We start from the raw sequence: 20,162 nt of genomic DNA, 5'->3' as shown, positions 1-20,162 counted from the left end.
GGTGGGAATTTTTGAATGATAAATTGAATTTATTTCCTCTTTCTCATCATCAAAAAAGAATTTTAAATATCGAAAATTTATATCCTGATACAGCTATTAATCATATCGGCGGCCTTATACAAATCAATGGAAAGCTGAATCTGGAGACATTACAAAAAGCCATTCAGCTTTGTATCAGACAGACAGAATCCCTCAGAATACGGCTCGTGAAGCAGGAAGAATCAGTTCTTCAATACATAGACGGAAAAACTCAGGCGCAAGTGCCGTCAGCCGATTTTACCCAAACGGATTATCCTTATGAAAGAATGCTGGATTGGGCAGAACGGGAGTTTAAAATACCATTCTCTTTATATGATAACGCACTTGCTCAATTTTATGTGTTTCAAACAGATGAAGCGACATGCGGATATTTAATCAAATGCCATCATATTGTCGCTGATGGCTGGTCTATGAAAATCATCATTGATAAGATTAAGAATCTGTACATGCAGCTCACATCCGGTGAACTTCTTACAGAAGGAGCTGACAATTATTCGATTCTTATAGAAAAAGAGAAAAAATACCTTTCTTCATCACGATATGACAAAGATGCTGCGTTCTGGAAAGCTGAATTTTCTCACTTGCCGGACAGCTTCCTGTCAAAAAGCTCTGCACACATTGCCGGAAAGCGCAAGCGGTATAAGCTTGACCAAGAGCATTCTGCCGCAGTTTATGAATTTATTCAACGACAAGGCTCTTCGTTAAACGCTTTGTTTACTGCATCGTTGTTTTGGTATTTAAGCAAGGTAACCGGAGAGAATGATTTTATTATAGGCACGCCGGTATTAAACAGATCAGGCAAGAAGGAAAAAAGCACTGCAGGGATGACGGTCAGTACGATGCCGTTCAGAAAGAAAACAGACAGTGATGTATGTTTTTCGGACTTTTTAAAAGAAGTCAATTCCGATTACATGAAATACTTTCTCCATCAACGATACCCCTATGATGAATTGGTGAAGGAACTGCAGCTTGCAAAACAGGGATACGACCAGCTTTTCCAAATTTATATGAATTCATATAACACCGACCTGGCTTCTGATATAAGCGGGTGTCGTGTCGAATATGATGAATTATATAACGGGTCACAGCCTTATTCTCTGCAGATCGCTGTTAAAGAGTGGGATGAAGGCGGAGCGATCGAATTGCAGTTTGACTACAAGGTATCCGATCACAGCGAAGCGGACATTCAGCTATTGAATGAACGTTTACAGCGCTTGATTTTATCAGTCATCGAGAATCCAGATCTGGAATTAAGGAATTTGTCTCTATTAACTGAACAAGAAAAAAGAGACGAAATCGTGAAATGGAATCAGACACGGGCTGATTATCCGAAAGATCTCACAATCGATCAATTATTTCAAGGAAAAGCCGCACAGTATCCGTTTCATACAGCGATTGAGGATGGAACAAAACAGGTTTCCTATCAAGAACTGGATGAACGCTCCAACCAGATTGCTCGTTACCTAATCCATAAAGGAATAAGCCGCGGTCATTTTGCCGCCGTGAGCATGAAACATTCACCCGATTTGATCGCTGTGTTGCTGGGCATTTTAAAAGCAGGCGGCGCCTATGTGCCGATCGATCCCGAATATCCCGCCGAACGCATTCAATATATTTTGGAAAACAGCGAAGCGGCATTTTTTATCACAGATCCGCTTTTTGAGACAGACTGCCGTTTGCCAAGCCAAGTGAAAAAAATCAGTTTTGACTGCGCCATGTTTCATGATTTAGATACGGGACAGTTAGACATCAAGAACGATCCTTCCGACATTGCATATATGATTTACACTTCTGGATCAACAGGGCAGCCGAAAGGCGTGATGATCGAACATCAGAGCCTTGTAAACTACATTATATCAGCCTCAAAGAATTACACTTCTTCCCAAGATGATAGCTTTGCGCTCTACTCATCCATAGCTTTTGATTTAACCGTTACATCCATTTATACCCCATTAGTGACAGGAAATAAAATCATCATTTACAGACAAGAAGATATACCGGAGTTTGTACTCCATCGAATCGTAAAAGAAAAGAAAACAGCTGTTATCAAGCTGACACCAGCACATTTAGCGTTATTGAAAGATGAAAATTTGTCAGAATCCTCTATAAAAAGAATGATCGTCGGCGGAGAGCAGCTGCCTGTTTTATTAGCACGCCAAATAACAGAATCATCAGATCAATGCATTGAGATTTTCAATGAATACGGACCGACAGAAGCGACAGTGGGATGTATGATCCACAAATATGACCTAAAACAAGATCAGCAGGCTTCGGTGCCAATAGGGATTCCGATGCAGAACACTGAAATTTATTTATTAGACGAACAGCTGCAGCCTGTATTGCCGGGAACTCAAGGTGAAATGTATATATCAGGCGATAATGTCGCCAGAGGATATTGGAAGCGTCCGGATTTGCAAACCGAGCGTTTTCTGGATAACCCTTTCATGAAGGGAAGAAAAATGTATAAGACAGGCGATCTGGCGAAAAGAACGAATAATGGACTGCTTGAATATGCGGGGCGGAAAGATCATCAAATCAAATTAAAAGGCTACCGTATTGAACTGGGAGAAATTGAATTAGCTCTGCTTTCGCTTGAAGACATAGATGAGGCGGTTGTCATTGATTTTGATGATTCACAGGGCAGAAAACAATTGGCGGCATATGTTGTCAGCTCAACCAAAACGGCAGCGCTGGAGCTCCGGAAAAAGCTTTCTGACAAACTGCCTGTTTTTATGGTTCCGGCCTACTTTATTCATATGGATCGGATTCCGCTGACGCAAAATGGAAAAACAGACAGAGAAGCTCTCCCTGACCCTATACTGTCTCAAGAGCAGACAGATTATGGATTGTTAACTGAAGAGCAGAAAGAAGCGGAGGCGGTTCTTTTAGAAACCGCGAAGGAGATTCTCGGCCAGACTGATATTCGCCCAGAGGATCATTTTTATCAGCTTGGCGGAGATTCTATCAAAGCCATTCAATTCGTTTCAAAAATGAAAGAAAAAGGTCTTTTTATCAAGACTCAGGATATGATGACATATCCCGTATTTAGAGAACTTGTCAGTGCCGTGACTAGCAAACAATCGGTTTCAATTTCTCAACAACAAGCAGAAGGCAGAGTGATGGGAACGCCGATTACCCAATGGTTCTGGTCCTTGAATTTAAAGTGCGCTCATTTCTGGCATCAATCGGTTATGCTAACTGCTGAAAAAGAGATTCATCTTGAAGATGTAAAAGCGGTTCTATCTATGTTGATCAATCATCACGACAGCTTGCGAATGAATGTAGAAAAAGAAACGAATACCTTGTTTTATCACAATACAGATATCGAACCTTATACCGAATACTGGGATCTGTCTAATTTTTCCGAGGATGAGCAAACCAAACAAATAGCGGTAATCGGACAGGAAATGAGAGAAAGCACTGACCTATACAATGGAGTGCTTTTTAAAACCGGAGTGATCAAAGCAAACAAAAAAACGCATTTGTTATTTACAGCTCATCACCTGATCACGGACGGTGTATCATGGCAAATTTTGATTGATGATTTTCTTACTCTTTTACATTCAATAGATAAGAAGGAAGAGGGGAGACTTCCTTTAAAGACACATTCTTATCAAAAATTTTCAGATTCGATCCATGAATATGCTAATTCGCGTGAAGCGGAAGAAGAATGCAGCTATTGGGATGAAAAAGTGAAACAGATTGAGCCTCTCTATGAGTTTTGTTCGGAAAATTCCAAAGTTAAAAATAGCTTAAAACTGAAACGGGCTTTGAGCCGCCAGATGACTCAAAAACTGCTCAGTGAAGCAAATGAGGCGTATCAAACCCAAACCAATGATTTGCTTATCGCTGCGTTAATCCGGGCTTGCCATCATTGCACAGGCAAAGAGGTTATTTCTTTGGAATTAGAAGGTCACGGAAGAGAACCAATAAAAGAAGATTTAGATTTTTCAAGAACGATCGGGTGGTTTACAGCGATGTATCCTGCCGTATTTCAGGCAGAGGCTGAACTGCCGGCGCAAATCCGGTCAGTGAAAGAAAACCTGCGAAGCATTCCCAAAAAGGGTATTGGCTACGGCGCTCTCACCTATTTGAGTAAACGAATGCCGGCTCACAGGAAGCCTGAGCTGCGCTTTAATTATCTAGGAGAAGTTGACCGTTTTTTAGCAGACAAATCAGAATACCGGATAACTTATTTAAATTCAGGAGCCGAGTCATCACCGGAAAATGATTTGACAGTCAGTCTTGATTTGACAGCGGGAATCTATGACGGACAGCTAACGTTGGATTTAATCTGCACCGATCTTTATCAAACAGGAGATATGGAACTGCTTTTAGATGAGTTTTCTCTACAGCTGAAGGAGCTGGCAGAACATTGTTGTAAACAAGAGTCTGTCGAATATACGCCATCAGATTTCGAGACCGCCTCATTATCTATTGAAGAATTGGATTCTTTGTTCAAATGATGAGAAACGTATGGCTGGTTTTATGTTTTTGTCTGTCAATTCTAGTCTGGGATGGCGGGCAGGTAAACGCTCAGACGCCAGTTGATAAGCGCATTGACGTCCTGATTAAAAAGCAAATGAAGGAAAGCGGAATACCCGGGATCTCTATGACAGTGGTAAAAGGAGATGATGTTGTATATGAAAAGGGGTTTGGTTATGCCGGCGAAAGGCATAGCCGCCCTGTAACTACTTCGACATTATTTGAGATGGGCTCAACCTCTAAAGCGTTTACTGCACTGGGTGTACTTAAGCTTGTACGTTCGGGGGCAATCAGTCTAAATGACCCTGTCAGCCGGTATATCAGCGGATTTTATCCAGTTTATGACGGAAAGAAAGTAGATATCACAATTGATCAGCTGCTGCATCATACAAGCGGGATTCCTTTTTTATCGATAGCTGATATCAAAGTTGATTCAAAAGAAGATGCCTTGGGGAAAACGGCGAAGGGATTAAGAGGAGTTGAGCTTAGCCATAAACCGGGAAGCACATTTGAATATGCCACAATCAATTATGATGTACTGGGATATATCATCGAACAGGCATCAGGCCAGCCGTACGAGCAATATATGGCTGAGCACGTTTTTAAGCAGTTAGATATGTCAAACACGTATGCTGGACGTCACGCTGGACAGGCCGGCTATGTATCATCAGGTTTTAAATTTGGATTTCTAAAGGCCAGAGCCTATAATGCGCCTGAGTATCGAGGGAACACGCCTGCTGGATATATCATCACGAACGCAGAAGATTTATCCAAATGGCTTCGTTTTCAGCTCAATCGCAGTGACACTGATATAAGCCGTTTGATCGAGCAGAGCCACCTGCCTGATAAAAGCGTAAAAACGGATGAGCCGGGCGTTTATTATGGTGCGGGATGGTCAATTTTTGAAAAAAAGGGCGCAGTCAAAGAAATGTTCCATGCCGGCTCCAACCCTAACTTTTCTTCGTTTATTATCATCAGCCCTAACGATAATGCGGCTGTAGGGGTTTTGGCAAATATGAACAGCGCGTACGCTGAGAAAATCGCACGTTCTGTTTTAGAAGTGGTTGCCGACCAAAAGCAAAAACAGGCAGGTTCTGTCACTGACCCGTTTCAGGTCATTGATCAAGTTGCGGTTGCCATGCTGGTTTTATTCAGTTTATTGCTTATTGTTTTGCTGTGGAGAATTTATATTTTTCTAAAAAGCGTAAAATCGAAAAATGTTCCTGTTCAGCAGCGAATCAGAATAAAGGCGCTGCTTTGGGGGATTTTGCTGGCAGCGGGAATAGTGGCGCCTAAGCTCATTTCAGTCTTCGCCTTTAATGGATTGCCTTGGAGCATGATATTTATTTGGGGGCCCGGTTCTCTTCTTTATTTGGCAGCGGTTTATTATATACTGCTCTTTGCCTCCTGTCTATTCGGTTTAGCCGCATGCTTTTTCAATCACCGTGCCGCAAGAAGGAGTGAAACGCATGAAATGTGAAGCATACATCCCTGGTATTCAGCCGTTTAACGATTTATTTTATCGAAGCTGTTTTTTCAACTGTTATTTTTCCGTGGTTCGCTCGTTTCAACAAGAAATCTATCCTTATCTTTTAAATGACGTGTATTCATATCAATTAGATGAAGACGGTTATCCAATAATCGATCGGACAGAAGTTTACGATCCTGAGTATGTCATGAATCAGCAGGGAATAAGCGCGGATAAGCAATCGATGAGCAGCAGTCTCATAGATGATGTCAAACGGGATGTTCTTAAAAATAAACCCGTCATCATTTGGTTGGATACATATGCACAGCCTTATAGACAGGAATATATGTCTAAGCATAATCGGAACAGCATACTGATTTATGGCTTACATGACGCAAATCAAACTGCTCTTGCCCTTGAAAACCGTTATCCCGATAACTTGTCATATGAAGCCAGACACATTTCATATGATCATTTGGCCAAAGCCTATCAAGGCTTTCATCGTTATTTCCAGACTCCTGCCGCTTTTCATTCTTATGCCTCCTTTTCTTATGATCCGGGCAGGGATCGCTCAGGGCAAAGCCTTTTCAAAGATGCTGCTGCCTTTTTTGTTCATAACATCACCGAGCACTTAGATCGGATGTTATCCGGTTTGGCGAGCTTCAGCCGGTTTACTGAGGAATTTCACGGCATAAGAGACAGCGAAAAACTCCTTCATTCATTTAATGGAATTTTAAATGTGAAAAAAACAGAGCGATACCGTCTCGCATTTCTTCCGGCTTTTGAACAGCTTGCCGCTGTGACATCTGACATTATTGATGAATGGGAAGCAGCGCGGCATCTTGCGGCTAAGCTTTATTTTTCAGGAAGATCTTCTTCTGGTTATAAAGACCGGATCAAAGATTCACTGCAGAAAGTGCTGGAGCTGGAAGCAGCCCATATTGAATGTTTGAAGGATATTGGTAAAGAGGAGAGGGTCAAATGATCAAATTATTCTGTCTGCCGTATGCCGGGGGTTCGAGCACCATCTTCAGCGGATGGAAAAGGTTTCTTGATGCGTCAGTTGAATTGGTGGCCTTAGAACTTCCCGGACACGGAACGAGAATGTCTGAACCGTTGCTGCATCATGCGGAACCCGTGGCGGAAGATCTTTTGGAACAAGCAATACCCCATTTGGGCCATTCGGATTATGCCATTTTTGGACACAGCATGGGATCGCTGCTTGCATATGAACTGCAAAAGAAGTTAGCCGCGGAACATAAACAGCCGATCCATATGTTCTTTTCCGGACGTTTCCCGCCCCACATCCCGGAAAAGAAAGTGCTTCATCAGCTTTCAGATTCCGCTTTAAAACAAGCGATTATTGAAATGGGGGGTGTGCCAGAAGAATTCAGCAAAAATGAGCAGGTGCTTGACTTTTTCCTTCCTATATTAAGAGCTGACTTTGAGTTGCTGGAAACATACAAGAATACAACTGTTGCTCCTTTATCCTGCGATATTTCGGTTTTGTATGGAGAACGTGATCTGCCGTCAGTGCTGTTTGATTTATCCGACTGGAATCAGTACACCGATCAGTCATGCAGGTTTTACGAATTTGAAGGGGATCATTTTTTCATTAATCAGAAGACAGAAGAAGTGACAGCTAAAATCAATCAAATTTTGAATCAGACAGGAGTGGTGTGAAATGGATTTCAGAACTGCCGGTGTTATCGGAGGAGGCGTTATGGGGGCCGATATGGCTCTTGATTTGTCTGCGAACGGGTATCAAGTGATTTTGCTGGATATCAGTGATGAAAAACTGAAAGCCGCAGAGGAAAATATTAAAAAGACATTCAGGCTTGTTCAACTAATGCGGAAAGAAAAATTCAGCATGTCACTGGAAAATGTGCTTGCTAACATTCAATTTACGACTGAGCCGCACCATTTGGAGCCGGCTGATATCATCATTGAAAACGTAACAGAAGATTGGGAGATAAAAAGACAAGTGTATTTACAACTAAAGGATATCTGCCGAGAGGATACCATCTACCTTGTAAATACAAGCTGTATCTCAATCACGAAGGTTGGTTCACTGATGAATCGTCCGGATAAGGTAATTGGAGCGCATTTCATGAATCCTGTTCCTCTGAAAGAACTTGTAGAGGTGATTCGGGGCGATGCCACTTCTGACGAGACTGTCAATGCAGCCGTCGAGTTTTTGAAATCTTTCGATAAAAATCCTGTCGTCGTTTATGATTTGCCTGGTTTTGTGTCAAATCGTGTATTAATGCTGACCATTAATGAAAGCATTTGGACGGTTCAAGATCAAGTGGCCACCCCAGCCAATGTGGATAAAATCTTCCGCGGCGGGTTCGGGCATAAAATGGGTCCGCTCGCGACTGCGGATTTAATTGGTCTTGATACGATCCTTAACTCCTTGCTGGTTCTATATGAAAGCTACAAAGATTCAAAATTCAGGCCATGTCCGCTGCTCGTGAAAATGGTAGACGCAGGAAAGTTAGGGAGAAAGTCAGGACAAGGATTCTTTCAATACAGTTAAAGGAGGAGCAGACCATTGAAAAAGGGAGTTAAGTGTGTTGTCTGGGATTTAGATCATACGCTATGGGATGGTATTCTGCTTGAATCTGATGATGTAAAGCTGAAGGACAATATTAAAGAAATTTTGACTGAGCTTGATGAACGCGGCATATTGCTGTCTGTCGCAAGCAGAAATGACGAAGCTGCTGCTATGGAAAAATTAAAGGAATTTGGAATAGATCATTTCTTTTTATATCCGGAAATCAGCTGGAATGCCAAATCGGTTTCTTTAGAAAAAATCAGCAAAAACCTCAATATTCATAAGGATACGCTTCTCTTTATTGACGACCAAGCGTTTGAAAGGGAAGAAGTGAAAAATGCCCATCCGGAGATTTCGTGCTGGGATGCCGTTCGATATAAGGATCTCATCGTCGATCCTTTGCTGAAGCCTGCATTCGTAACGGAGGATGCCAAAAGACGCCGGCAGATGTATCTTGAGGATGACCGCAGAAAAGAGGACGAAGAGCAGTTTGAAGGACCGTCCGAACAATTCCTTGCCACTCTGAATATGAAGTTTACGATCAGCCATGCGCAAGAAAGCGACTTGCAGCGGGCAGAAGAGCTAACGGTACGTACAAACCAGCTGAATGCAAGCGGAAAAACATATGATTATCAGGAATTAAATGATTTCCGAAAGTCAGATTCTCATATGCTGTTAGTCTGCGAGCTTGAGGACAAGTACGGCTCTTATGGAAAGATCGGACTCTCTTTAATAGAAGAAAAGGGAGATGAATGGCATATTAATCTTCTTTTAATGTCATGCCGGGTTATGTCCCGCGGTGTCGGTACCATATTACTGACAGCTATTTTAAATGAAGCGAAACAAAAAGGAAAAAAACTGTTTGCCGATTTTAAACAAACAGATCGCAACAGAGTCATGTATATCACCTATAAATTTGCCAATTTCAAAGAACATACGAAGGGCCCGGACGGCTTCATTCTATTTGAAAACGACCTGAGCCGGATTCAGCCGTATCCTGCGTATGTCGAGGTCAAAACGGAATTCAGCCAATCACCTGTTGCGGGAAGCAGCAATTAATCTAAATAGCGGGGAGAGCAAATAGATGAATCTTCATGAACAAATTAGAGAATATATTGAACAAAATTTGGTGGTCTTTGACGATGAAATCGAATTAACCAATGATGATCACATTTTTGAAATGGGATTTGTAAATTCTTTATTTGCGATGAAGCTTGTAACATTTCTTGAGCAAAACTTTGGGTTTCAGCTTGATAACGAAGATTTAGATATTGCTAACTTCAGCACAGTAAACCGAATCGTCAGCCTAATTGAAAAGAAACAGAACGGAGCGCTTGCTAATGAAAACAGCTGAGATGAAAGCCGACATCATTCAAGATTTCCGAGGTTACTGCGATGAAAAAATCAGACCTTTTGCAGGCGAATTTGATGAGAAGGAATGCATCCCGGCAGAATTAATAAAAGAGTTAGGGAGCAAATCTTATTTTGCTGCGGGTATTCCGGAAGTTTATCACGGATTGGGATTGAACCCTGTCGAGTACGGTTTGTTTACTGAACAAGCAGGTAAAGCGTGCTGTAATATTCGAACCCTTTTGACTGTAAATTCGTTAGTCGGTGAATCTCTGCTGCGGTACGGTACAGAGCGCCAAAAAGAAGAATGGCTTGTCCCCATCGGAAAAGGAGAGAAAATCGGAGCGTTTGCATTGTCTGAACCAAATATTGGTTCAGACGCAAACCACATTGAAACATCGTATACAAGAAACGGAAGCAGCTATGTCATCAACGGGAGAAAAAAATGGATTTCTTTTGGCGCCATTGCTGACTTTTTTCTGGTTATAGCCCGTGATAGAGAAGTGGTTACAGCCTTTATCGTAGACAGCCGTCAGAGCGGAGTAACGGTTAAAAAAATGGAAGGCATGATGGCCAATAGAGCTTCTTATCTTGCGGAAATAGAGTTTGACAGCGTCGAGGTTTCTGAAGATCAGATATTAGGGCCAATCGGGGGCGGCTTTAATTACATCGTTAATTTAGCCTTGGATCATGGGAGGTACAGTGTGGCATGGGCCGGCTTGGCGATTGCACAGGAAGCCGTCGATTCTTTAGTCACATATTCACGGAAGAGAAGCCAATTTGGAGAGAAGCTCTACAAACATCAAATGATTAAAGGAATGATCGGTGATGCTGTAACACAGCTGCATGCAGCCCGAGCCTTATGTATGAAAGCAGGCGAAATGCGGATGAAACAAGATCCAGAGGCCGTGACGGAAACGTCTATCGCGAAATATTTCACTTCAAAGATTGCTGTGGAGATTACCAATTCAAATGTGCAGATCCATGGAGGAAGCGGTTTCAGCAGAGATCATTCAGCTGCCCGCTTATACAGAGAAGCCAAAGTGTTGGAAATCATTGAAGGAACATCTCAAATTCAGCAGCAAGTCATAGCGAATTATGGATTGAGACGATATTTTGTCAAACATATATAGGCAGAGGATGGAGAGGATTCTGTGAGTGAGCAAATGAAAAAAATAGATAAAAATAACATAGCCAACATTCTCGGACTGACCACCATTCAGGAAGGTCTGCTTTTTCATCATTTAATGGAGCCGGAAGGTAATGCTTATTTTGAACAAATGCTAATCAAGCTAGAGAGTGAGCCAGCCCGCGATCTTTTTGAAAAAGCATGGCAGCAAACGGTTCAGCAAAATGAAATGCTTCGGACGGTGTTTAGGTGGAAGGAAACAGCTAAGCCAATTCAGGTTATATTAAAGCATCATAAAATAGATATCCGTTATCTGAGCCTCTCGTTCGAGAAAGGCATTTCTCAGGAAAAGCTGAAGGAAGAGCTTGCGGAGAGTGATCGGGAAGAGCCGTTTCAACTTCTAGAAGTACCTTTCCGTGTCACACTGTATCAAACAGAAGAAAACGGGACCTGGATGATGATCAGCTTTCATCATATCTTGATGGACGGCTGGAGCATGGGGATTGTCCTCAAAGAGTGGATGGAGTCCTATCAAGCGTTAGCCACGGGTCAAACACCTGTTATACCACAAAAACCGTCATATCAAGAATTTGTGAAATGGCAGCAGGCACAGCAGCGTAAAACAAAAGACAGCCAGGCGTCATTTTGGAAAGGATTATTGAAAGACTGGGAGCCTGTGCAATTGCTGCCGAATACAGAAAGACCAGGGAAGCGAAATGCTATTTTTTCTAAACATGAAATACAGCTTCCGGCTTCAGCAGGAAAAGCTCTGCGCTCACTCGCTTCTGAAAGGCAGGTTACACTGGCTTCAATTCTATATAGTGTCTGGGGTCTGCTGCTAAAGAATTATTCTGATCAAGAAGAAGTGGTGTTCGGGACAACCGTTTCCGGAAGAGGCGCGGATGTACCTGGAATAGAACAAATGACGGGGCTGTTTATCAATACCATTCCGCTTCGTCTCCGCTTCACGCCTCACTCCACTCCTTTAGATGTGATTCAGCTTGCACATGAGCAGATTGCTAAGAGAAGTGAGTATGAACATACACCGCTGTCTGATTTAAAAACCTATGCGGGTCTGACCGCTGAGCAGTCATTATTTGACACGATTGTCGTGATTGAAAATTATCCACTTGACCAGATGCTTAAGTCAAACAGTCTTCCTCTTTCAATCGAGCAATACGACATGTTTGAACAAACTGAATTCGATTTGACATTGAGCGTACAAGCTTTTGATGAGCATATCCATTTTTCATTTATATACAATCCTGGTGTCATGTCTGCTCTTCAAGTGAAGCAGCTGGGAGATCATTTTCTCAACCTGTTATCGGAAGTTATTGAGTATCCGGCAGACAGATCTGTGCACTGCTTGAATATGCTTTCCGAAGACGAAGTGCATTATCAGCTTGAAGAGTTTTGCAGCTATAAAGGTATGACCGGCAACACACATCAAACTGTTATTGATTTGTTTGAACAGCAGGCGGAAAAGACGCCGGATGCGCTTGCTGTGGACTTTCGCTCGGAATCCCTGACCTATGATCAATTAAATAAAAAAGTGAATCAGCTCGCCCGCTTTTTAGAAAGTCGGGGAGTCAAACCTGCACAAAGAGTCGGTATTTTAACAGAACATTCAATTGAAATGGTGATCGCTTGTCTCGCTGTATTAAAAGCGGGCGGCGCTTATGTCCCAGTTGATCCCGATTATCCTTCGGAAAGAATTGAATATCTCCTGCAGGACAGCGGGATAAAACTGCTGCTGACAGAAGATATTGAGGGGCTGGTTTACTCGTTCGATGGTGTGAAAATAGATATTACCGATCAAAACCTTTATCGAGGAAACGACAGCAATCTGGTGAAACAATACGGTTCGCAGGACATTGCGTATTGCATCTATACCTCTGGAACAACAGGCAGGCCAAAAGGGGTGCTTGTTAAGCATCTTGGTCTTGAAAATTATGTTTCCTGGGCCGCCGAGCAATATGTAAGAGATGAGAAAAGAGATTTTGCCCTTTATACGTCCCTATCTTTTGATTTAACTGTAACTTCTATCTTTACCCCGCTTATTACAGGAAACGCAATTATTGTGTATCGTGATAAAAACAAGCAGCTTCTTGTGGAACAGATTCTGAAAGATAATCGAGCCCATGTTATGAAGTTAACGCCATCCCATCTGCATTTCATTTCCGGAATGCCGTTTCGGGACAGTGTGATGAAGTGCCTGATACTGGGGGGAGAGCAATTAGAAACCTCTCTTGCGGCGAAAATTGAACAGAACTTCGATGGGGAAATTGAAATCTTTAACGAATATGGCCCGACGGAAACGGTAGTCGGCTGCATGATTCACCGCTACTCATCTGAAAGGGATAAAGGTCTGTATGTGCCGATCGGCCGGCCGGCAGCACATACTGATATATACATTCTAGATTCACATATGAATCTGCTGCCTCAAGGAGCAGCGGGAGAACTATATATTGCCGGAAAAGGAGTAGCAGAAGGCTACTTAGGCCGGGAGGAACTGACGGCAGAGCGCTTTGTGGCGAATCCTTTTAAACCCGGAGAAAAAATGTATAAAACAGGAGACGCAGCCCGCTTTTTACCGGATGGAACCATTCAGTTTTTAGGCAGAAACGATGACCAAATCAAACTTAGGGGCTATCGGATTGAGAGCGGGGAAATTGAGCACTGGCTCTGCCGGTACGGGCGTATAAAAGGGGCAGCGGCTGTCGTGAAGAAGGATGCGTCCCAGACGCCGTGCCTGGCTGCTTATCTTTTCACTGATGAGACGATTGATGAAAAGCAGCTGCGCGTTTACTTGCGCCGTTATTTGCCGGAATATATGATCCCATCCCGATTTATTGTGATGAGTGAGATGCCGCTGACGGCCAATGGAAAATTGGATAAAAAAGCACTGCCCGAGCTTGCAGCAGAGACAAAACGAGAGGTGTTTGCATCGGCCCCCGCTTCTGAAACAGAAAAGATGGTGCTGGAGGTTTGGAAACGCGTACTTGGTCAAGACAGCATCAATGTGCAGGATAAATTTTTTGAAATCGGCGGCACATCCCTGCATTTGATCCAAGTCAATCAGCAGCTTTCTAAGGAAACGGGAAAAAGTATTCCGATGGTTGAGATGTTCCGCCGTCCAACAGTTCAGATGCTTGCTGAATTCTTATCAGGTCATGATGAAGAGCAATCAAAAAAGAAAACACCATTCATATCAAAGCGGAAGGATCCTTCAGATGACAGCATCGCCATCATCGGGATGGCCGGGCGTTTCCCCGGAGCTAAAAACATAGATGAATTTTGGCATAACCTGCAAAATGGCAAGGAATCCATCTCTTTTTTCACTGATGAAGAACTGTTTGCGGAAGGCATTGATGAACAAACATTTACGAGAACTGATTATGTAAGGGCGAAAGGAATCATCGACGGCCCCGATTTATTTGACGCCTCCTTCTTCGGCTATTCACCGGGACAGGCAGAGGTCATGGATCCGCAAATCCGTCTTCTTCATGAGTATGTATGGAAAACGCTGGAGGATGCAGGGTGTGTTTCAGCTGAATATGAAGGGAAAATCGGTTTGTTTACTGGAACAACCTCAAATTTTCAATGGCTCCAGCATTTCGCTGATTCATTAGACGGCAGGATGTCAGAGCTGTTTGAAATCGGCTCTTTAAATGATACCTATACGATCAGCACGCGAGTTGCTCATAAACTTAATTTAAAAGGTCCAGCCATTACACTGCAGACAGCTTGTTCAACCTCCTTGGTGGCGTTGCATTTGGCTTGCAAATCAGTGCTGAATGGAGAATCTGATGTGGCTCTCGCAGGCGGTGTATCCATTCTCCATCCGGTTAAGTCAGGCTACATCTACCAAGAGAATATGGTGAAATCACCAGACGGTCACTGCCGAACCTTTGATAAAGACGCGAAAGGCACTGTAGGAGGCGATGGAGTCGGATTTGTCGCAGTGAAATCGTTGAGCCGCGCTTTGGCTGACGGCGATAGGATCTATGCGGTTGTAAAAGGGTCTGCGGTCAACAATGACGGTGACCAAAAGGTAGGCTTTAATGCGCCGAGTGTGGAAGGCCAGACAGAGGTCATAAGAGATGCGATTGCTGACGCGGGGATTGAACCGGAAACAATCAGCTATGTGGAAACTCACGGAACAGGCACAGCTCTCGGAGATCCAATTGAAATTGAAGCCTTAACAAAAGCGTTTCAAACGAATAAGACCGCGTTTTGCAGGATTGGTTCCGTAAAAACGAATATTGGGCACCTTGATGCTGCTGCTGGAGCGGCAGGTCTCATTAAAACAGTTCTCTCTCTGAAGCATCAACAATTTGTGCCTAGCCTTCATTTTAGGGAAGCGAATCCGAATATTGATTTTGAAAACAGTCCTTTCCTTGTGAATGACAAGCTCCGAATGTGGAAGAAAACAAATACCCCAAGACGAGCAGGCGTGAGCTCATTCGGTATGGGCGGCACCAATGCCCATGTGATTCTGGAGGAAGCGCCTGTCAGTGAACGTGAACAACATTCGCGTTCGTATCAGCTGTTTCCGCTTTCAGCAAAAACGATGAATGCTTTAGAAAAAACGAAAGACCTTTTGCTCGAGCACATGGAAAGGAACATAGAGCTTAATGCAGCAGACGCCGCTTATACGCTGCAGGCTGGGAGACAGCACTTTGATTATAGGCAAATGTTTGTGGCAAAGGACAGACAGGATGTCATCCGCCTGCTTTCCGAGAAAAAGGACAGAGGACTCAGCCGAATGTCGCGGATTCAGGAGAAAAAGGATAAAAAATTGATTTTCATGTTCTCGGGCCAAGGCAGTCAATATGTGAACATGGGCCGTGATTTGTATACGGAGGAGCCGTTTTTCAAAGAGACGATGGATCATTGTTTTCTAGAATTCTATGAAGCGACCGGTGAGAGGCTTGAGGATATTCTATACCCTGACCAGCAGGATGAAGACTCTGCCGCGAAAAAGCTTCAAGAGACGAAATATGCCCAGCCTGCTATTTTTATGCTGGAATATGCGCTGTCACTTTTGCTGATGAAGTGGGGGCTGCGGCCGTGGGCTATGATCGGCTACAGCTTTGGTGAACTAACGGCTGCCGCGGTATCGGGAGTGTTTACGCTCAGGGACGCCATCAAGCTAATCAGCTTACGTGGACAAGTTATGCACGAAGCGCCGTCAGGCATCATGCTAAGCGTCCCATTGCCAGAGGAAGAATTGAAACCGATTCTCCCTGATTGCATTTCCTTGGCTGTTGTTAATGACGCTTCTTGTATAGTGTCAGGGATTGAGTCTGACATTTCCGTATTTGAAGAACAGTTAAAAGCCAAAAAAGTGCTTTGTATGAGAGTAAAAGGTTCAATTGCTGCTCATTCGCATGTCATGGCTTCCGCAGCTGAACGATTTGGAAATACAGCAAAGCACATTTCTTATCAAAAACCGGATGTTCCTTTCTTTTCAAATTTAACGGGAGACTGGATAGCGGATAAAGAAGCCGCGGACTATGACTATTGGAAGCGGCACATGACTGAGACTGTTCGCTTTGCCGAGGGTATTGACGTGTTAACGAAGCAGGAACATGCTATTTTTATCGAAATCGGCCCGGGACAGGATTTAAGTGTGCTGGTGAAGAGATCGATTAAGGATGAGCTGCGCCAGCATGCTTGCAATGTGCTGAAACACAGCAGACAGAGTATGTCAGATGTCCAATTTTTACTCAGCAGAATTGGCACGCTATGGATGTATGGTGCGAACATTGATTGGCGCGGGATGCAGGAGGGCAGAAATCCTGAAAAGGTCTCTATGCCTCAATATCCTTTTGAAAAGGAATCCTTCTGGTACAAACGGAAACATACAGCCAGCGGAAAAGGCAAAAAACATTTCGAAGGAAAGCTCCCGGTTCAGGAGTGGTTTTATCTGCCGCAATGGGAGAAAGAAATCCTGCCGATTTCTCGCGAGATTGAAGCGACGGAACAAAGTTTGCTTGTCTTCATGGAGGATAGTGATTTTGGCCATAAGCTTATTCGGGGGCTTCAACCAGCCTGTGCTTCTTGTGTCATCATTAAAAAAGGACATAGCTTTCAGCAGATTGAAAAAGGAGTGTACACACTCCGTCCGGACTCTGCGGAAGATTACTGCCGTCTCTTTGAAGTGTTGGAGAAGGAAAACATCCAGTACAGCCGGATTTTGCACCTCTGGGGGCTGGCAGAGAAGAATGAATCAGCTGCTGCCGAGTGGATTGAGCAGATGCAAAACGAATCCTATTACTCTTTGCTTTACTTAGGGCAAGCATTGAAAAAGAAAGGAACAAAGCAGGAAATTTCGATCTTTGTGTTATCGTCCCTTACGTATCAGCTTGGCGGAGAAGACATACTGTATCCAGAGAAAGCCGTACATCTGGGGCCGTGTATGGTCATTTCTCAGGAAACACCGCTCCTTCGCTATCGAGTGATTGATATAGACAGACAGAAAGAAGATTCCTGGAAAGAAGACAAGCTGCTGGAACTCATCAGATCAGAGCTGATGACTGAATCCGGTAATCTCCTAACGGTTTACAGAAATAATAAAAGGTACACTAGGAATTTTATTCACAAAGCAGTGCCTGCAGAATCATCGCAGGGGCACCTTCGTCCCGGAGGTGTATATATTCTGATTGGCGGGCTGGGCTTCATCGGTTTACATGCTGCAAAAACCATTGCTGAGAAAACAAAAGGAAAACTTATTCTGACAAGCCGTTCCGGCCTACCGCCGCGGAGTGAATGGGAGTCCTTAATCAGCACGCATGCTGAGGATGATCCAACCGTTAAAAAAATAAAATCAATATATGAGATAGAAAAAACAGGCGCAGAAGTCACTGCTGTTGCTGCGGATGCAAGCTGTGAAGCGGATATGTCTGAACTGGTTCATATGGCTGAACGTAAGTACGGCTCCATCCACGGTGTAATTTATGCAGCTGGAATAACAGGCGAACAATCATTCAGGATGATGGAACAAACGGATAAAAGTTTCTCCAATGCTCACTTTCAAGCAAAAATGACGGGCGTTGCGGTATTAGAAAAAGTGTTGGCTGATCGACCACTTGATTTCTGCTTTTTGATTTCGTCCTTGTCTCCGATATTAGGAGGACTTGGATTTACCGCCTATACTGCCGTTAACCAGTTTGTTGATGCCTTTGTATATAAACATAATTCACAGCATCCTGTTCAGTGGACAGCCCTAAATTTAGACGGCTGGGAATTTGAGGACGGCAAAAAACCGGATATTCCAATCGGAGGGGATTTAGAAAATACCCTGATTCGTACGCATGAGGGCAGAGAGATCTTTGAGAAGATTTTTACATTTGATCATATGGATCAGATTGTAGTGTCTGCCACGGATCTGCAGGAAAGGATACAAAAATATGTGAACCGTCTGCAGAAGCCTAACGGTGAAGAGCAAGAGGAAGTTTCGCTGTACGGACGGCCGGAACTTACCGCTGAATATGCCGAACCGGTGACTGATATGGAAAAAGAACTTCTTGTTCAATGGCAGTCGTTTTTCAAGATTGATCAAATCGGCATAGACGATGATTTCTTTGAAATGGGCGGGGATTCGTTAAAGGCGATTACTTTCATTTCCATTATTCATCAAGCATTCAATGTGGAAATTGCGCTGCCGGATTTCTTTAACATTCCGACGATCAGGCAGATGGCCGAATTTATCAGCCAAGCCGACAAGAAGATTTACAGAAAGATAAAAAAAGCTGCGAAAAGGGATTATTATCCGTTATCCTCAGCGCAAAAACGGCTTTATCTTGTACAGCAGTTAGATCAAACAAGCACAGGCTACAATGAGTTCACTGCCGGCAAGATTGCAGGAAAGCTTGACATGCAAAGGCTTGAGAATGTGTTCAAGCAATTGATTATACGTCATGAGAGTTTAAGAACATCCTTTAAAGCAATAGACGGTGTTCCTATGCAGTGCATAGCTGAGCATGCGGAATTTCATGCGGACTTTTTTGACCTATCAAATGTGGGAGGCCAGGAAGGACAAAATCAAAAAGAACAAGAAGTCATCAGCGGCTTTTTAAAGCCGTTCCAGCTTGATCAGGCTCCCCTGATGAGAGCTGGTGTTATGAAGAACTCTGAAAACGAGTATATTCTGATGCTCGATATGCACCATATTATTTCAGATGGTTTATCTCAGGATATCTTGGTCAGCGAATTTATGGATCTGTATGACGGTAAGGAGCTTGCGCCACTTGAATTGCAATATAAAGATTTCTCAGAATGGCAGAATCTGATGTTTCAGTCTGATGATCTGAATGAGGTGAAAACATATTGGCTGAAACGGCTTGACGGATTTCGTGAGCTTCAGCTGCCGGCTGATTATCAGAGACCTGTTGTCAAAAGCTTTGCCGGCGCCCATTATCGTTTTTATATAAGCAAAAAAGAGCTGGAGGCGTTCAAAGCCATTATGGCCGATGAGGATGCGACGCTGTTTATGGGGCTTTTATCAATCTATCAAATCCTGCTGCACAAGCTCACTGGGCAGTCCGACATTGTAGTCGGCGTTCCGGTCGCGGGGAGAAGGCAGGAGGAACTGCAGCGGATCATCGGTATATTCGTTAATATGCTTCCGCTTCGGTTTTATCCGAAAAAAGAGATGACGTTCACTCAATTTCTGCACCATGTCAAGCAGCTGGTGATTGATGACTTTGATCATCAAGATTATCAGTATGAACATATGGTTCAAGATTTGAAGTTAGATAGGACGTTAAATAGTAATCATATTTTTGATACTGTTTTTGCACTGCAGAATCTAAGCCAGCCTGCTTTAGAGGTAGACGGGATCACATTAACCGACTATGAATATGAAACAGCGGTTTCCCGGTTTGATTTGCTTTGGATCGCTTCAGAAGACGAAAACGGTTTATCTTCTGTCATTGAATACAGTACTGAGCTGTTTACAAGAGAAACCATTGAAAGCGTTGCGAAAGGGATTAAAAAGGTGCTGTCAGCCGTGATTGATTGTAAGCAAACCGCTCTCAAGGATATTGACCTGACTTCAGGCATCAATGATTTAGAAAAGGTATCGTTGCTGGAACTAGACGATCTGAAAATCTAGCAGAAATAGGTGA

The 20,162-nt window shown here is 43.4% G+C and carries 9 protein-coding genes; all 9 read left to right on the top strand.

The genetic code is table 11. The annotated features are described in order from the left end of the window. Window positions 1–11: 11 nt before the first annotated feature. Genes JMN17_RS13670 through JMN17_RS13630 form a run of 9 tightly spaced genes read left to right on the top strand, consistent with a single transcriptional unit; the run spans window position 12 to window position 20,149 of the window. Complete coding sequence (locus tag JMN17_RS13670) at window positions 12–4,505, top strand: amino acid adenylation domain-containing protein (RefSeq protein ID WP_242519904.1); 4,494 nt, start codon at window positions 12–14, stop codon at window positions 4,503–4,505. Further along, window positions 4,502–6,004, top strand: coding sequence for a serine hydrolase domain-containing protein (locus JMN17_RS13665; RefSeq protein WP_087991363.1), 1,503 nt, complete (start codon window positions 4,502–4,504; stop codon window positions 6,002–6,004). The genes JMN17_RS13670 and JMN17_RS13665 overlap by 4 nt, the downstream gene beginning before the upstream one ends. Next, window positions 5,994–6,977, top strand: coding sequence for a hypothetical protein (locus tag JMN17_RS13660; RefSeq protein ID WP_087991364.1), 984 nt, complete (start codon window positions 5,994–5,996; stop codon window positions 6,975–6,977). The genes JMN17_RS13665 and JMN17_RS13660 overlap by 11 nt, the downstream gene beginning before the upstream one ends. Next, on the top strand, window positions 6,974–7,675 hold the full coding sequence (locus JMN17_RS13655; protein WP_087991365.1) for a thioesterase II family protein: 702 nt from the start codon (window positions 6,974–6,976) through the stop codon (window positions 7,673–7,675). Before JMN17_RS13660 ends, JMN17_RS13655 begins: the two co-directional genes overlap by 4 nt. Window position 7,676: 1 nt before the next feature. Next, window positions 7,677–8,531, top strand: a complete 855-nt coding sequence (locus JMN17_RS13650) for a 3-hydroxyacyl-CoA dehydrogenase family protein (protein ID WP_087991366.1) — start codon at window positions 7,677–7,679, stop codon at window positions 8,529–8,531. 15 nt (window positions 8,532–8,546) lie between these two features. Further along, on the top strand, window positions 8,547–9,608 hold the full coding sequence (locus tag JMN17_RS13645; protein WP_087991367.1) for an HAD-IIIC family phosphatase: 1,062 nt from the start codon (window positions 8,547–8,549) through the stop codon (window positions 9,606–9,608). Window positions 9,609–9,633: 25 nt separating this feature from the next. Then, a complete protein-coding gene (locus JMN17_RS13640; RefSeq protein WP_003240117.1) occupies window positions 9,634–9,903 on the top strand; it encodes an acyl carrier protein in 270 nt (89 codons plus the stop codon). After that, window positions 9,890–11,032, top strand: a complete 1,143-nt coding sequence (locus tag JMN17_RS13635; RefSeq protein ID WP_087991368.1) for an acyl-CoA dehydrogenase family protein — start codon at window positions 9,890–9,892, stop codon at window positions 11,030–11,032. Before JMN17_RS13640 ends, JMN17_RS13635 begins: the two co-directional genes overlap by 14 nt. 21 nt (window positions 11,033–11,053) lie before the next feature. Then, on the top strand, window positions 11,054–20,149 hold the full coding sequence (locus tag JMN17_RS13630; protein ID WP_202328337.1) for a non-ribosomal peptide synthetase/type I polyketide synthase: 9,096 nt from the start codon (window positions 11,054–11,056) through the stop codon (window positions 20,147–20,149). Window positions 20,150–20,162: the final 13 nt, after the last annotated feature.

It is taken from the genome of Bacillus sp. RHFS10 (assembly GCF_016757475.1).
Classification (GTDB): domain Bacteria; phylum Bacillota; class Bacilli; order Bacillales; family Bacillaceae; genus Bacillus; species Bacillus subtilis_G.
This window is presented reverse-complemented; position numbering and strand designations above follow the sequence as displayed.

What these genes read in the sequence shown, in the direction of transcription:
- JMN17_RS13665 (WP_087991363.1), top strand. Translation starts at nt 4,502, where the DNA reads ATGATGAGAAACGTATGGCTGGTTTTATGTTTTTGTCTGTCAATTCTA.
- JMN17_RS13660 (WP_087991364.1), top strand. Translation starts at nt 5,994, where the DNA reads ATGAAATGTGAAGCATACATCCCTGGTATTCAGCCGTTTAACGATTTA.
- JMN17_RS13655 (WP_087991365.1), top strand. Translation starts at nt 6,974, where the DNA reads ATGATCAAATTATTCTGTCTGCCGTATGCCGGGGGTTCGAGCACCATC.
- JMN17_RS13650 (WP_087991366.1), top strand. Translation starts at nt 7,677, where the DNA reads ATGGATTTCAGAACTGCCGGTGTTATCGGAGGAGGCGTTATGGGGGCC.
- JMN17_RS13640 (WP_003240117.1), top strand. Translation starts at nt 9,634, where the DNA reads ATGAATCTTCATGAACAAATTAGAGAATATATTGAACAAAATTTGGTG.
- JMN17_RS13635 (WP_087991368.1), top strand. Translation starts at nt 9,890, where the DNA reads ATGAAAACAGCTGAGATGAAAGCCGACATCATTCAAGATTTCCGAGGT.